The organism is Sphingomonas sp. 179-A 2A2 NHS (assembly GCF_045371305.1).
In the GTDB taxonomy this organism is placed as follows: Bacteria; Pseudomonadota; Alphaproteobacteria; order Sphingomonadales; family Sphingomonadaceae; genus Sphingomonas.
In genome coordinates this window covers 243,711-258,291 of the sequence record NZ_JBIQDE010000001.1, presented here as the reverse complement: position 1 = coordinate 258,291, position 14,581 = coordinate 243,711, and the positions used below count along the sequence as shown (strand labels likewise).

11 protein-coding genes are annotated in these 14,581 nt (G+C 67.2%); 6 read left to right on the top strand and 5 right to left on the bottom strand.

Annotation, left to right across the window (positions count from 1 at the left end; all coding sequences use genetic code 11):
• Positions 1–20 precede the first annotated feature (20 nt).
• Together rpoB and ACH0AE_RS01250 are read right to left on the bottom strand one after the other, a co-directional pair.
• Positions 21–4,175, bottom strand: coding sequence for a DNA-directed RNA polymerase subunit beta (gene rpoB, locus ACH0AE_RS01255; protein WP_294441937.1), 4,155 nt, complete (start codon positions 4,173–4,175; stop codon positions 21–23).
• A 205-nt stretch (positions 4,176–4,380) separates the two neighbouring features.
• Positions 4,381–5,922, bottom strand: coding sequence for a hypothetical protein (locus ACH0AE_RS01250; protein WP_294441938.1), 1,542 nt, complete (start codon positions 5,920–5,922; stop codon positions 4,381–4,383).
• Positions 5,923–6,092: 170 nt separating this feature from the next.
• On the opposite strand from ACH0AE_RS01250, the gene ACH0AE_RS01245 reads away from it, so the two are divergent.
• Entirely contained in the window at positions 6,093–8,018 is a 1,926-nt protein-coding gene (locus ACH0AE_RS01245; RefSeq protein WP_294441939.1) for a CocE/NonD family hydrolase, read from the top strand.
• Between the two features lie 15 nt (positions 8,019–8,033).
• On the opposite strand, the gene ACH0AE_RS01240 is transcribed toward ACH0AE_RS01245, so the two are convergent.
• Complete coding sequence (locus ACH0AE_RS01240; RefSeq protein ID WP_294441940.1) at positions 8,034–8,558, bottom strand: hypothetical protein; 525 nt, start codon at positions 8,556–8,558, stop codon at positions 8,034–8,036.
• On the opposite strand from ACH0AE_RS01240, the gene ACH0AE_RS01235 reads away from it, so the two are divergent.
• The 4 genes from ACH0AE_RS01235 (at position 8,536) to ACH0AE_RS01220 (ending at position 10,461) form a co-directional block, all read left to right on the top strand.
• Positions 8,536–9,297 carry a hypothetical protein gene (locus ACH0AE_RS01235; protein WP_294441941.1) on the top strand — a complete coding sequence of 254 codons (762 nt, stop codon included), beginning with the start codon at positions 8,536–8,538 and terminating at the stop codon, positions 9,295–9,297. The genes ACH0AE_RS01240 and ACH0AE_RS01235 overlap by 23 nt on opposite strands.
• A gap of 33 nt (positions 9,298–9,330) precedes the next feature.
• Entirely contained in the window at positions 9,331–9,534 is a 204-nt protein-coding gene (locus tag ACH0AE_RS01230) for a hypothetical protein (RefSeq protein ID WP_294441942.1), read from the top strand.
• A gap of 208 nt (positions 9,535–9,742) precedes the next feature.
• Positions 9,743–10,159: a nucleoside diphosphate kinase regulator gene (rnk, locus tag ACH0AE_RS01225; protein ID WP_294441943.1), complete on the top strand. Its 417-nt coding sequence runs from the start codon at positions 9,743–9,745 to the stop codon at positions 10,157–10,159.
• A gap of 5 nt (positions 10,160–10,164) precedes the next feature.
• A complete protein-coding gene (locus ACH0AE_RS01220) occupies positions 10,165–10,461 on the top strand; it encodes a hypothetical protein (protein WP_294441944.1) in 297 nt (98 codons plus the stop codon).
• Positions 10,462–10,712: 251 nt separating this feature from the next.
• Here the strand turns inward: ACH0AE_RS01220 and rplL are convergent, their stop codons facing one another.
• The gene (gene rplL / locus ACH0AE_RS01215) at positions 10,713–11,093 is read right to left on the bottom strand and encodes a 50S ribosomal protein L7/L12 (protein ID WP_294441945.1); all 381 of its coding nucleotides are present in this window, start codon (positions 11,091–11,093) and stop codon (positions 10,713–10,715) included.
• A 48-nt stretch (positions 11,094–11,141) separates the two neighbouring features.
• Complete coding sequence (gene rplJ, locus ACH0AE_RS01210) at positions 11,142–11,657, bottom strand: 50S ribosomal protein L10 (protein WP_046406553.1); 516 nt, start codon at positions 11,655–11,657, stop codon at positions 11,142–11,144.
• A gap of 403 nt (positions 11,658–12,060) precedes the next feature.
• On the opposite strand from rplJ, the gene ACH0AE_RS01205 reads away from it, so the two are divergent.
• Entirely contained in the window at positions 12,061–14,538 is a 2,478-nt protein-coding gene (locus ACH0AE_RS01205) for a PhoX family phosphatase (protein ID WP_294441946.1), read from the top strand.
• The last annotated feature ends 43 nt before the right edge of the window (positions 14,539–14,581 follow it).

Below are 14,581 nucleotides of genomic sequence, written 5' to 3'. Positions count from 1 at the left end.
CGATCGTCGGAGCGGTGCGGTTACTCGGCCGCCTCGGCCAGATCACCGTCGTCCGCGTCTTCCATGCTCTTCAGCTCGACGTTGAGGCCCAGCGAACGCATTTCCTTGACGAGCACGTTGAAGCTCTCCGGAATGCCGGCCTCGAACGTGTCGTCACCCTTGACGATCGCCTCATAGACCTTGGTGCGGCCGACCACGTCGTCGGATTTCACCGTCAGCATTTCCTGGAGCGTGTACGCAGCGCCATAAGCCTGCAGCGCCCACACCTCCATTTCGCCGAAGCGCTGGCCGCCGAACTGCGCCTTACCGCCCAGCGGCTGCTGGGTGACGAGGCTGTACGGCCCGATCGAACGTGCGTGGATCTTGTCGTCGACGAGGTGGTGCAGCTTCAGCATGTAGATGATGCCTACCGTCACCTTGCGGTCGAACTGATCGCCGGTGCGCCCGTCGAACAGATCCGACTGACCCGACGGATCGAGACCCGCCAGTTCGAGCATGTTGGCAACGTCCTGCTCCACCGCACCGTCGAACACCGGAGTGCCCATCGGAACGCCGGGCTTCAGGTTGGTCGCCAGCTCGATGATGCCCTGCGCGTCACGTGCCTCGATCTCGTCGACATAATGCTCGCCGTAGATCGTCTTCAGCCGTTCCTTCACCGCCTCGGGCATGGCGCCCGCGGTGGCATCCGGATTGGCCTCACGCCATTCCTCCAGCTGCTGCGCGATCTGCTGGCCGAGGCCGCGCGCGGCCCAGCCAAGGTGCGTCTCGAAGATCTGACCGACGTTCATGCGCGACGGCACGCCCAGCGGGTTCAACACGAGATCGACCGGCGTACCGTCGGCGAGGAACGGCATGTCCTCCACCGGCAGGATGCGGCTGATGACGCCCTTGTTGCCGTGACGGCCGGCCATCTTGTCGCCCGGCTGCAGCTTGCGCTTCACCGCGACGAACACCTTGACCATCTTCAGCACGCCCGGCGGCAGCTCGTCGCCGCGCTCCAGCTTCTCGCGACGGTCCTCGAACTTCTCCTTAATGAGCTTCGCGGCCTCGTCGTACTGCGCCTTTACCGCTTCGAGATCCGACTGGACCTTGTCGTCGGCGACCGCGAACTTCCACCATTCGTGGCGGTCGACGCTGTCGAGCATGTCCTGATCGATCACGGCACCCTTCTTGGGGCCGCCCTTCGGCACCGCAGTCGCGGTCTGGCCGATCAGCATCTCGCGCAGGCGCGACCAGGTGGCACGGTTGAGGATCGTGCGCTCGTCGTCCGAGTCCTTCTTCAGGCGCTCGATCTCCTCGCGTTCGATCGCCATCGCACGCTCGTCCTTGTCGATGCCGTGGCGGTTGAAGACGCGAACGTCGACGACCGTACCGGCAACGCCCGGCGGCAGGCGGAGCGAGGTGTCACGCACGTCGCTGGCCTTTTCACCGAAGATGGCGCGCAGCAGCTTCTCTTCCGGCGTCATCGGGCTTTCGCCCTTCGGCGTGATCTTGCCGACCAGGATGTCGCCCGGCTCGACCTCGGCACCGACGTACACGATGCCCGCCTCGTCGAGGTTGCGCAGCGCTTCCTCGCCGACGTTCGGGATGTCGCGCGTGATGTCCTCCGGCCCGAGCTTCGTGTCGCGGGCCATCACCTCGAACTCGTCGATGTGGATCGACGTGAACACGTCGTCCTTCACGATCCGCTCGGAGATGAGGATCGAGTCCTCGTAGTTGTAGCCGTTCCACGGCATGAACGCGACGAGCGCGTTACGGCCGAGCGCCAGCTCGCCGAACTCGGTCGACGGGCCGTCGGCGAGGATGTCGCCGGCGTTCACCACGTCGCCCACCTTCACCAGCGGGCGCTGGTTGATGCAGGTCGACTGGTTGGAGCGCTGGAACTTCATCAGCGAGTAGATGTCGACGCCCGACTTGCCGGCATCGACCTCACCCGTGGCGCGGATCACGATACGGCTGGCGTCGACCTGGTCGACGACGCCGGCGCGGCGTGCGGCGATCGCGGCACCTGAATCGCGTGCCACCGTCTCTTCCATGCCGGTGCCAACGAACGGCGCTTCCGCCTTCACCAGCGGCACGGCCTGACGCTGCATGTTCGAGCCCATCAGCGCGCGGTTCGCGTCGTCGTTCTCGAGGAACGGGATCAGCGAGGCGGCGACCGACACGAGCTGCTTGGGCGACACGTCCATCAGCGTGATCGTCTCGGGCAGCGCCATGAGGAATTCGCCGGCCTGACGGGCGGAGATGAGATCCTCGGTGAAGCGGCCTTCGGCGTCGAGCTCGGCGTTCGCCTGCGCAACCGTGTGCTTCTGCTCTTCCATCGCGGAGAGGTACACGACCTCGCCGGTCACCTTGCCGTCCACTACGCGGCGGTACGGCGTCTCGATGAAGCCGTACTTGTTGACGCGCGCGAACGTCGACAGCGAGTTGATGAGACCGATGTTCGGGCCTTCCGGCGTTTCGATCGGGCAGATACGACCATAGTGCGTCGGGTGAACGTCGCGCACTTCGAAGCCCGCGCGCTCACGCGTCAGACCGCCCGGCCCGAGGGCCGAGACGCGGCGCTTGTGCGTCACTTCCGACAGCGGGTTCGTCTGGTCCATGAACTGCGACAGCTGCGACGAGCCGAAGAATTCACGCACCGCGGCGACCGCCGGCTTCGCGTTGATGAGGTCGTTCGGCATGACGGTCGACACGTCGACCGAGCTCATGCGCTCCTTCACCGCACGCTCCATGCGGAGCAGACCGACGCGATACTGGTTCTCGAGCAGCTCGCCCACCGAACGCACGCGGCGGTTGCCGAGGTTGTCGATGTCGTCGATCTCGCCCTTGCCGTCCTTCAGGTCGACGAGGGTCTTCACGACTGCCAGGATGTCCTCGGTGCGCAGCGTCGTCACCGTGTCCTCGGCATCGAGGTCAAGGCGCATGTTGAGCTTCACGCGGCCCACGGCCGACAGGTCGTAGCGGTCCGGATCGAAGAACAGGCCAGCGAACAGCGCTTCCGCCGTCTCGAGCGTCGGCGGCTCGCCAGGGCGCATCACGCGATAGATGTCGCTCAGCGCCTGCTCGCGCTCTTCGGCCTTGTCGGCCTTCAGCGTGTTGCGGATCCACGGGCCGGTGGTGACATGGTCGATGTCGAGCAGCTCGATCCGGTCGATGCCGGCCTTGTCGAGCTTCTCCAGGCTTTCCGGGCCGATCTCGTCACCGGCCTCGACGTAGATCTCGCCGGTCTGCTCGTTGATGAGGTCATAGGCCGAATAGCGGCCGTAGATTTCCTCGGTCGGGATGAGGAGGTCGGTCAGGCCGTCCTTGGCTGCCTTGTTGGCGGCGCGCGGCGTCACCTTCGTGCCCGTCGGGAACACGACTTCGCCCGAGTTCGCGTCGACGAGGTCGAACGTCGGCTTCACGCCGCGCCAGTTCTCGGCCGCGAACGGGATGCGCCAGCCACCCTGGCCGCGCACATAGGTGACGCGGTTGTAGAAGTGGTTGAGGATTTCCTCGCTGTTGAGGCCAAGCGCGTAGAGCAGCGCCGTCACCGGCAGCTTGCGCTTGCGGTCGATACGGACGTTGACGATGTCCTTCGCGTCGAACTCGAAATCGAGCCACGAACCGCGATACGGGATCACGCGCGCCGCGAAGAGATACTTGCCCGAGGCGTGCGTCTTGCCGCGGTCATGATCGAAGAGGACGCCCGGCGAACGGTGCATCTGGCTGACGATCACGCGCTCCGTGCCGTTGATGAAGAACGTGCCGTTCTCCGTCATCAGCGGCATGTCGCCCATGTAGACGTCCTGCTCCTTGATATCGAGCACCGAGCGGGTTTCCGTTTCCGGATCCACCTCGAACACGATCAGGCGAAGCGTCACGCGCATCGGCGCGGCATAGGTGATGCCACGCTGACGGCATTCCTCGACGTCGAACTTCGGCGGTTCGAGTTCGTAGTTCACGAAGTCGAGCTCTGCCGTGCCGGCGAAGTCACGGATCGGGAACACGCTGCGCAGCGTCTTCTCGAGACCCGAGACATAACCGATCGAGGGGTCGGACCGCAGGAACTGTTCGTAGCTCTCGCGCTGCACCTCGATGAGGTTCGGCATCTGCACCACTTCGTGGATGTTGCCGAACACCTTGCGGATGCGGCGCTTCGCAGTGCCGTATTCGATCGCCTTGGATGCCATGTAGCTGTACCGCCTTGGTCTAATTCGTCCGGGCGCAGACAAGACACGAAAAGGCCGCACGTCATGTTCCGGTTCAGGAACAAACGGCAGCCTTGAAGCGTCTTATGAAACCACCAACTCCTATCCGTTCGACACGGTGCGCGACGCCATGTCATTTCCCGAAGCTGTGGTGATTGACCGGATATAGGTGACGGGGTTGCCGGCGTCAACCAGTCGGCAGGCGGTAAAGCGCGCTATTTCCATCGGCATAGACAGGTGCAGCGCCGGGCCACGGATCATGCCCGCGCGTGCCGAGTACCCATAGATACTGCCAGCCGCCGCCACGGATCTGCGCCAGCTTCGCGCTGAGCGGCTGGGCGAGCGGACCGTTGCAATCGAAGCCATCCACCATCTGCGAGGGATCGTGCATCAGGGCGGCGTCCCCCGGCGCGCGCACGGTGAGCAGCGCCGCGCCCGGCAGCAGCCACTGGCTGTTCACCAGCGCGTGACGCCGGCCGATCGCGAGGCTGGGCAGATGATTGTACGCGGTTGCCTGCCACGCGCTGTGGCAGCGATCCTGCAGCACGACAGCGTGGATGCGCGCGCCGGCCGGCACCAGCTCAAGCGCCGCAAGGTGCGAGGCATAGGCCGCGTCGAGCCGGTGCCAGTCCCGCGCGATCATCACGGTGCGCACCCCGAACAGCATGGACGCGAGGCCGGCAAGCGCGATCGCGCCGCGTCGGCTGCCGCGCCAGCGCAGGGACAGCAGCGCAGCGATCACCGCCGCCGGCGCGATCCGCTCGTCGGCGCCCCAGCTGCCGAACATGGTGGTCGGCATGGCGAGGCAGGCAAGCGCGATCAGCACGGCGCCGGTGCCGATCCGCCAGTCGATCAACTGCCGGCGCCAGGCGGCAAGGCAGGCGAGGGCGATCAGCACCGGCGTCGCGAGATCGATCCACTTCGCCTCTCCGCGCAGCATGACCACCCAGTTCATCACCTTGCGGGTGACGAGGCTGTCGCCCCATGCCATCAGCGCGCCATGGTCGCCGCTTTGCCAGGCAAGCGTCAGGATGAGCGGGGGCAGGAGCGGGACCCCGCGCAGCAGCGCGTCCGCTAGCGCCTGAGCGCTGCGCCGCCGCCACAGCCGTTCGAGCTCGAACCCGCCAGCGAGCAGCACCAGCACGCCCCAGCCCATGGCATGGGCGATCCACGTAGCGAGCGCGGCGATTGCGAGCAGCGGCACCGTCCAACAGGCGGGCGCGTCGCGCAGCCGGATCCACGCGGCGAAGGTAAGCAGCGCCAGCGCGAACGATAGCGAATAGTTGACGAAGCCGAACATCAGCGGATTGGCCAGCGCGAAGCAGGCGGCCGCCACGGTGGCGGGCTGGATGCGACCGTGCAGTGCATGGCCGACGGCCGCCATGCCGAGGATCGTCAGCGGTGCGATGGCGGCGGCGACCAGCCATGCGGCGCGTTCCGCCCCCAGCCAGCCGAGCGCGCGGACCGTCAGGTCGACGCCGAGGTTGCCGACGAGCTTCCACGTGAAGTCATAATAAGAGGCAAGATCAGCCGAGCGCCCACCATCCAGCATGACGGCGTAGCGGCCGATATGGCCCGGCAGATCGGTCATCGACGCGATGGTGGCGCTGAGGAACGGGACGCACGCCAGGAGCGCCATTGCCGCCAGCACCACGCCGAAGCGCGGCAGGCCGCGCCGGCGCTCCGTTGGCCGGGCGGAAGGAAAGGCGGGGGTGGGGCCGGGGCGCATCGCCGGCGATCATGGCACAAAGCGCGTCAAGGAACCGTGAAAGCTGGCCGATGCCGGTTGATCGCCAGCCCCGCGTCCGACTATCGCCCGGCGCTTGAGCATCCGTCCAACTTCGCAGGGAGAAGAGGCGGACGCGATCGGGCCGATGGTCGGCAAAAGGGGTGAAGCGAATGAAGAAATTGCTGCTGCTCGCCGGCGTTGCGATGGCCGTCACCCCGCTCGCCGCGCAGCAATCGCCCGCGCCCGCCGGGGACATCCCGCCCGGCTTCGCCTATCCGATCGAGGCGCGCGACTATGTGAAGCGCGAAGTGATGATCCCGATGCGCGACGGGGTGAAGCTCTACACCGTCATCGTCATCCCGAAGGGGGCGGCGAACGCGCCGATCCTGCTGACGCGCACGCCCTATAACGCCAGCGGCCGCGCCAATCGCGTGGCGAACAGCCCGAACATGCGCGCGCTGCTGCCGCAGGGGGACGAGCCGTTCGTGCGCGCCGGCTACATCCGCGTCTTCCAGGACGTGCGCGGCAAATATGGCTCAGAAGGGAATTATGTCGTCACCCGCCCGGTGATCGGGCCGCTCAACCCGACCAAGACCGATCACGTCACGGATGCCTATGACACGATCGATTGGCTCGTGAACAAGGCGAACCTGCCGGAAACGAACGGCCGCGTCGGCATGCTCGGATCGTCCTACGAAGGGTTCACGGTGGTGATGGCGCTGCTGAACCCGCATCCGGCGCTGAAGGTGGCGGCGCCCGAAAGCCCGATGATCGACGGCTGGATGGGGGACGACTGGTTCCATTACGGTGCCTTCCGCCTCGCCAACATCCGCTGGTTCGGCAGCCAGACGGGCTTCAAGGGCGCCGGAAGCGGCCCGGCGCCGGAAGTCTATGACGATTACGAGGTATTCCGCCGCGCCGGGTCGGCCGGTGCCTGGGCGGAAAAGTCCGGCTATGCCAAGCTTCCCTATTGGCAGCGAATGGCGGCGCATCCTGCCTATGACGCCTTCTGGCAGGGCCAAGCGCTGGACAAGCTGCTCGCCGCGAACCCGTCGAACGTGCCAACGATGTGGGAACAAGGGTTGTTCGATCAGGAGGATATGTACGGCGCGATCACCGCGTGGGAAGCGCTGAAGGCGAAGGGCAAGGCGGGCAACAACTTCCTCGTCATGGGGCCGTGGCGGCATAGCCAGGCCAATTACGACGGCTCGTCGCTGGGCGACTTCAAGTGGAACGGCGATACCGCCACCGAATGGCGCGAGGATTACCTCTTTCCCTTCTTCGACCAGTATCTGCGCGATGGCCGCCCCGCCTTCACCCCGCCGCAGGCGCTGATCTACAACACCGGCGCGAACCGCTGGGATAAGCTGGCGCAATGGCCGCTCGCCTGCGAGGCGGGCTGCGCCGCGCCGATGAAGCCGATCTATCTGCAGGGCGACGGCGGGCTCGATTTCGCCAAGGCCGCGACCGGCGGCGACAGCTACGTCGCCGATCCGGCGAAGCCCGTCCCGCACTTGCCGCGCCCGGTGAACTTCAACGACGGCCGCTGGCAATCCTGGCTCGTCTCGGACCAGCGCTCGGTCGACGGGCGGACCGACGTGATGACGTACCAGACCGAGCCGCTGACCCAGGCGGTGCGCGTCTCCGGCGCGCCGCTGGCGGATATCTTCGCCAAGACGACCGGCACCGACGGCGATTTCGTCGTCAAGGTGATCGACGTCTATCCGGACGATTATCCCAACGAGCCGAAGAAGGGCGGGTACCAGCTGCCGATCAGTCTCGACATCTTCCGCGGGCGCTACCGCGACAGCTTCGAAAAGCCGACGCCGATCCCCGCCGGCAAGGTGCAGCGCTATCGCTTCCGCCTGCCGACGGTGAACCACGTGTTCCAGCCGGGCCACCGCATCATGGTGCAGGTGCAATCCTCGCTCTTCCCGCTCTACGATCGCAACCCGCAGACGTTCGTGCCCAACATCTTCCACGCCAAGCCCGAGGATTATCGCAAGGCAACCGTCACGCTGATGCGCGGGGGTGAGCAGGCGAGCGCGGTGTGGCTGCCCGTCGTCCCTACCGATCAGCCGCAGGTGAAGCCGTGATCCGTTGTCGCGCGTTCATCTTGGCAGGACTAGCGCGATGACGATGCGCAGAACGACGGGATATTTGGCGGGCGCGGCGATCCTCGCCCTGGCCGGATCGGCCGCGGCCCAGGTGCCGCCGGGCGGCTTGCCGGACCTTGGCAATTTCAGCCTGCCGCCGGGCCAATCGACCCCGCAGCCGACGCCCACTCCGACGCCGGTTCCGGTCGTCACGCCGCCACCCCCGCCGTCGGTGGTGACGCCCACGCCGCGCGCGACACCGACGCCCCGTGCCACGCCAACGCCCCGCGCCACGCCGACGCCGCGGCCGGCCGCGACCCCCACGCCGCGGCCGACTCCGACGGCGACGGCAACCCCGACGACGAGCGCACCGACGCCCGTTGCCTCTCCGACGCCCGCCGCACCACTCTTACCTTCGCCGATTGCGTCGGAGACCCCGGCGCCGGTCGAGCCGAGCGCCGCACCGCAGCCGCTCCCGCCCGCGGAAGAACCGGCGCGTCCGATCTGGCTGCTGCCCGTGCTTCTCGTCGCCGCCGTCATCGCCGGCCTGCTTTTCTGGCGCAGTCGCCGGCGGCGCGAGGAGGTGGCGGACGAGGAGCCTTTCGCCCCAACGGTGACCGAGCCGACACCGCCGCCGCCGCCGGCACCTGCCGCCGCGCCGCGCCCGCTACCGGCGGCGCCCGTCACACCTGCCGCGCCCGTGACGCCGCCGCCTGCGCCGCCGACACCGCGCTTCCTGCAGCCGACGCCCAGCGCCGCCGCTCCGGGCGCAACAACGCCAGCGGCAACCGCGCCTGCTACGACCGCCCGGATCGACATCGACGAGCCGGTCATCAGCCGTGCCGGCATCAACCTCGTCACCGCCACGGCGGACGTCATCGTCACGGTGCGCAACACCTCGGACGTGCCGGCCACCGGCGTCGCGGTCGAGGTGCGCCTGCTCAGTGCGCAGCCGGGGCTCGATTCCGTGATCGCCACGATCTTCGGCGGCCCGGTCGGCAAGCCGGCGATCGCACCGTTCACGCTGGCGCCGGGCGAAACGAAGCGGGTGCGCACACTCGCCACCATGCCACGCGACGCGATCACCGTGCTTCAGGCGGGCGGGCGGCCAATGTTCGTGCCGGTGCTCGCCATCCGCGCGGTGCATGAGGGTGCGCAGACCACGTCCGTCCACGCGCTTGGCATCGACCGGCCCGGCCAGGCGAAGCTCGGGCCCTTCTGGCTCGATCAGCCGCCGCGCATGTACGATACGATCGGCGTGCGGCCGCACGGCAGGTGATCAGAACGAGCCTCTGTGCCTCGGGCGCGCGCGATGCGCACCAAGCTCAGCGTCTGTAACCGCAAGCGACGCTTCCCGTCGCAAGGAGAGGCGGCGGCGGCCGCCATCGCGGCGGAGATCGTCCTGCGGCCCTATCGCTGCGATCGCTGCGGCCGCTGGCATCTCACCAGCCGCACGAAGGGAAAACGCGTGCCGCGGGCCCGGGGCGAGACGGGAGCCGATCGCGCGAAAACTTGACTTCCGGCGCGCCTGTCCTCACGTTCCACTAATGTACGCTTGGGCGACATATCAGCGTTTTCGCGATCACGCAGGGCAGCTCGCCGCACGCCGCTAGCCCGGGCCCCGGACGGCATGCGCCGCCTGGGTTCGGGCCTTCATCGATATGACCTCCCTAGGCCGCGCGCGTGCGCGGCCGATTTCGATCAAGCGGAAAGCTGCTATTTTCATGGAACAACTCGCCTCGCTGCCGGCGGAGCCGCCGGCGATCTATCTCACCGCCGCGGAATGCGATCAGCTCTGGGAGCTGGCGCTTCGTGCCGAGCGGGCCCATCCTCACACCACGGCGCTGCTGATGGCGGAGCTCGACCGGGCCGAGGTGCGCGAACCCGATGAGCTGCCGCAGCAGACGGTGACGATGAATTCGCAGATCGAATTCGTCGACGAGGGGACGGGCGCGCAGCGGACCGTGCAGCTGGTCTATCCCAAGGACGCGGACATCGACGCAGGCCGCGTCTCGATCCTGACGCCGGTGGGCGCGGGCTTGATCGGGATGCGGGCCGGCAGCACGATCCGCTGGCCGGACCGCGACGGACGCGATCGCGACCTGCGCATCGTTCGCGTCACGCCGCTGGCCGTGGACTGAGGGCGATGATCGAGGAACTCGCACGGCACCGGTGCATCGGCGACGACGGCACCGCGCTGGTGGTAGTGGAGCGTCGCCACGTCTTCATGACGAACGGCGGCACGGGCGTGCGCCAGCATCGCGGCGCGGCCTGGACGACGCTGCTTGACGGCGAACCGGTGCGGTATCTCGATTCCAGTACCTTCGAAGTGGTCGCGACGGGCGAATTGCTCGCCCATGATACGCGCCGCTGCGGCTGTGCGCCCGCGGCGCGCATCGCGACGCGGGCCGGGGACGGCGACGACTGGGTGGGGCACGCCTGAGCGCCGTGTCGTCTTGCAGGGCTGCGTCACCCCGCACCTGATCCGGCGTCCCGCTTCTTTCTCTTCTCCGGCGTCGTCACCGAATTGAGCATGCATAGAAAAAGGCGGCGCCCGCGAGGGGAGCCGCCTTTTTCTGTCTTCGGCTATGCCGTCACGGGAGCAGGTCCCGTGACGTCGGACGTGAGCCTTGGCCCACGCCGGCCGGCCTTGCGGGGATGCGGGCCAGCATGGCCCGTCTTCCCCGCAGCGGCTTACTTGACCTCGACGGTCGCGCCAGCTTCTTCAAGCTGCTTCTTGACCTTCTCGGCCTCGTCCTTCGAGACGCCTTCCTTGATCGCCTTCGGAGCCGACTCAACGAGGGTCTTCGCTTCGGTCAGGCCCAGGCCCGTGATCGCGCGGACTTCCTTGATGACGTTGATCTTCTTGCCACCGTCGCCGGTGAGGATCACGTCGAACTCGGTCTTCTCTTCAGCGGCCGGTGCACCGCCGCCGGCGCCGCCAGCTGCCGGAGCTGCTGCAACCGCTGCTGCGGCCGAGACGCCCCACTTCTCTTCGAGGAGCTTCGAGAGCTCAGCCGCCTCGAGGACGGTCAGTTCGGACAGCTGGTCAACCAGCGCGTTCAGGTCTGCCATGATATACTTCCTTTGAAACGTTCGAATGAAACGATGCTGCCTGAAGGATCAGGCGGCTTCCTTTTCCGAGTAAGCTGCAAGCACGCGCGCGATCTGCGCGGCGGGCGCCTGGGTGATGGTCGCGATCTTGGTGGCCGGGGCCACGATGAGACCGACGATCTTCGCCCGGAGCTCGTCGAGCGACGGCATCGTGGCGAGCGCCTTCACGCCCTCCACGTCGAGCTTGGTCGCACCCATGCCGCCGCCGACGATCTCGAACTTGTCGGTCGTCTTGGCGAAGTCCACGGCCACCTTGGCAGCCGCAACGGGGTCGACCGAGGTCGCGAGACCGACCGGACCGGTGAAATATTCACCCAGGCCGTCATAGTCGGTGCCATCGAGCGCGATCTTGGCAAGCTTGTTCTTCGAGACCTTGTAGACGGCACCGGCCTCGCGCATCTTCGTCCTCAGCTGCGTCGACTGTGCGACGGTGAGGCCGAGGTTGCGGGTGACGACCACCACGCCGACCTCGGAGAAGGTCTGCTTGAGTTCGGCGACGGCTTGGGCCTTTTCAGCACGATCCATGCCATTCTCCACACTTTGGCCGCGTCCCGAAGGCTGCGGCCGGTTACGATCCGTATGCGGCAGATACCGCATCCGGTTGTCCAGCGAAGGGGAATGGGAAGCAGTCGCACGGCGCGGGAATGACCCCGTAAGCGGTGCGGCAAACCGAAGCGCCAGGGCGCTGCGGCAAAATCCTGTCCCCGCCTCGGCGGGGAATTAAGGGCGCCAGGGCCCACCCGCTGTCTCGGACGGCGCCGTTCGCCCAAAGGCGTACGACAAGCGCGGCTCCATAGCGAAAGCGTGCGCTGGGTCAAGTGTCTTGGACTTCACATCAAATTGCAACCGTAGCGACTTCGTCACGCCACGTAGCCGTCACCAGCGCCCGCCACATGACCCCGTAACAGGGCAGCTTCCGGGGGCGATCATGACCGATTCGACTTTCCTCTACGACGATGGCGACGTTGACACGAACGAGAGCGCGAACACGCATCTGGGCGATCTGATCGCGCGCCGCTATTCGCGCCGGCAGACGCTGCGCGGCGGCTTGAGCGCGATGACGACCGCAGTGTTCGGCGGCGTGCTCCTCGCGGGCTGCGACGACGATGACACGATCACGCGCGATCCGATCACCGTGACGGCGGGCAGTGCGGTGGCGATCACTGCGGGCAAGATCGTAACGCTGCAGGGTACCGCCAGCCCCACCGCGCAGGCGGTCGGATGGACGCAGGTGAGCGGCCCGGCGGTGACGCTGAGCAGCAGCGGCGCGAGCGCGACGTTCATTGCCCCTGCCGTCGCCGCCGCGACGCCGCTTGTGTTCCGTTTCAGCGGCACCACCAGTTCCGGCGACAACGCAACGGCGGATACGACGGTCACCGTCTCTCCCGCGACGCTCGATTTCGCCGCCGTGGCGAAGAACCGCAACGACATCGTCACTGTGCCGGCCGGCTATCGCGTGACGGTGCTGTACCGCCTTGGCGATCCGATCAACGGCGCGACGCCTGCCTTCGCCAATGACGGCAGCGATTCGAGCTTCGCGACCCGTGCGGGCGATCATCATGACGGGATGAGCTTCTTCGGCCTTGCCGCCAGCGGCACCGCGCGGGACGCATCGAACAGCACCCGCGGGTTGCTGGTGCTCAATCACGAGAACATCACCCAGGCCTATCTTCACCCGAACGGCCCGACGAGCGCCGGCGGCGTGCGGCCGGAGGCCGAGGCGACCAAGGAGATCGAGGCGCATGGCGTCTCGGTGGTCGAGGTCACCCGCGGTGCCTCCGCATGGAGCTATGTCCAGGCGTCGGCGCTCAACCGGCGCGTCACGCCCAATACGCCGACTGCCTTCAGCGGCCCGGCGCGCGGCAACCGTCAGCTGAGGACGCTCCATTCGCCCGATGGGACGCAGGGCCGCGGCACGATCAACAATTGCGCAAACGGCCCGATGCCCTGGGGCACCTATGCCACCGCGGAGGAGAATTGGGCCGGCTACTTCCGCCGCGACACCGGCGACGCGACGGTGCGCACCAATGCGGGGGCCGCGAAGGAGAACCGCAGCCTCACCCGCTATGGCATCGGTGAGGGCCGCGCGGGCAATTACGGCTGGTCGACGGTGGCCGCGTCAGACCCGTCGAACACCAGCTTTCGCCGCTGGAACGCCACCGCCAGCGCGGCGCTCGCCGCGGACGGCACCGGTGATTTCCGGCACGAGCCGTTCCAGTTCGGCTGGATCGTCGAGATCGATCCCTATGATCCCGCCTCCACGCCGCGCAAGCGCACCGCGCTCGGCCGCATGAACCATGAGGGCGTGGAGCCCGGCCGGATGGTCGCCGGCGTAAAGCCGGCCTTCTACATGGGTGACGACGCGCAGAACGAATATATCTACAAGTTCGTCTCCAACACCGCTTGGTCCGCGGCGGACGCCAATGCCGCGAGCCGGCTGGCGGTGGGCGACAAATACCTCGACGCCGGGACGCTGTACGTCGCGAAGTTCAACGCCGACGGTTCGGGCCAGTGGCTGCCGCTCACCTTCGGCTCGGGCCCGCTGACCAGCGCCAACACGGACTATCCCTTCGCCGATCAGGCCGACGTGCTGATCAACGTCCGCCTCGCGGCGGATGCGCTTGGCGCCACCAAGATGGACCGGCCGGAATGGACCGCGGTGAACCCGGCCAATGGCGAGATGTATTGCACGCTGACGAACAACAGCTCGCGCACCGCAGCCGGCGTCGATGCCACTAACCCGCGCGCCTATGTCGATCCCCGCACCGATGGGCGCAGCAACAGCGTGGGCAACGTCAATGGCCACGTCATCCGCCTGCGCGAAGCCGGCGACACGACCGAGGCGACGAGCTTCACCTGGGACGTCTATGCCTTCGGTTCGGGCCGTGATCTCGACGCGGCCAACATCAACCTGTCGGGGCTGGACGACAGCAACGATTTCTCCTCGCCCGACGGCATGTGGTTCAGCCTGCCCTCGAACGTCGCAGGGCAGGGGGCCAATCCGGTGATGTGGCTGCAGACGGACGATGGCGCCTATACCGATGTCACCAACTGCATGATGCTGGCCGCAATTCCGGGCCGGGTGGGTGACGGGGGCGTGAAGACGATCACCAACACCACGCCTGCCGGCACCAGCACCGCGACGACGCGCGTCGGCAAGGTGCCGGGCGCGACGCTGAAGCGCTTCCTCGTCGGCCCGAAGGAGTGCGAGATCACCGGCATAACCTCGACGCCGGACGGCAAGGCACTGTTCGTCAACATCCAGCACCCGGGCGAGAATGGCGGGCCGGACAATATCACGTCGAACTGGCCGGCGTCGCAGAGCGGCACTTCGGCCAGCGCCAGCCGACCGCGCTCGGCCACGATCGTGATCACCCGCGAGGATGGCGGGCTGGTCGGGATCTGATCTTCAGGGGCGTCATCCCTTCGCCGGATGACGCCTTCCCGGC

Bases quoted from the DNA above. Each gene is read 5' to 3' on its own strand.
- rpoB (WP_294441937.1), bottom strand. From the start codon at position 4,175: ATGGCATCCAAGGCGATCGAATACGGCACTGCGAAGCGCCGCATCCGC.
- ACH0AE_RS01250 (WP_294441938.1), bottom strand. From the start codon at position 5,922: ATGCGCCCCGGCCCCACCCCCGCCTTTCCTTCCGCCCGGCCAACGGAG.
- ACH0AE_RS01245 (WP_294441939.1), top strand. From the start codon at position 6,093: ATGAAGAAATTGCTGCTGCTCGCCGGCGTTGCGATGGCCGTCACCCCG.
- ACH0AE_RS01240 (WP_294441940.1), bottom strand. From the start codon at position 8,558: ATGACGGCGGCGACGAGAAGCACGGGCAGCAGCCAGATCGGACGCGCC.
- ACH0AE_RS01230 (WP_294441942.1), top strand. From the start codon at position 9,331: ATGCGCACCAAGCTCAGCGTCTGTAACCGCAAGCGACGCTTCCCGTCG.
- rnk (WP_294441943.1), top strand. From the start codon at position 9,743: ATGGAACAACTCGCCTCGCTGCCGGCGGAGCCGCCGGCGATCTATCTC.
- ACH0AE_RS01220 (WP_294441944.1), top strand. From the start codon at position 10,165: ATGATCGAGGAACTCGCACGGCACCGGTGCATCGGCGACGACGGCACC.
- rplL (WP_294441945.1), bottom strand. From the start codon at position 11,093: ATGGCAGACCTGAACGCGCTGGTTGACCAGCTGTCCGAACTGACCGTC.
- rplJ (WP_046406553.1), bottom strand. From the start codon at position 11,657: ATGGATCGTGCTGAAAAGGCCCAAGCCGTCGCCGAACTCAAGCAGACC.
- ACH0AE_RS01205 (WP_294441946.1), top strand. From the start codon at position 12,061: ATGACCGATTCGACTTTCCTCTACGACGATGGCGACGTTGACACGAAC.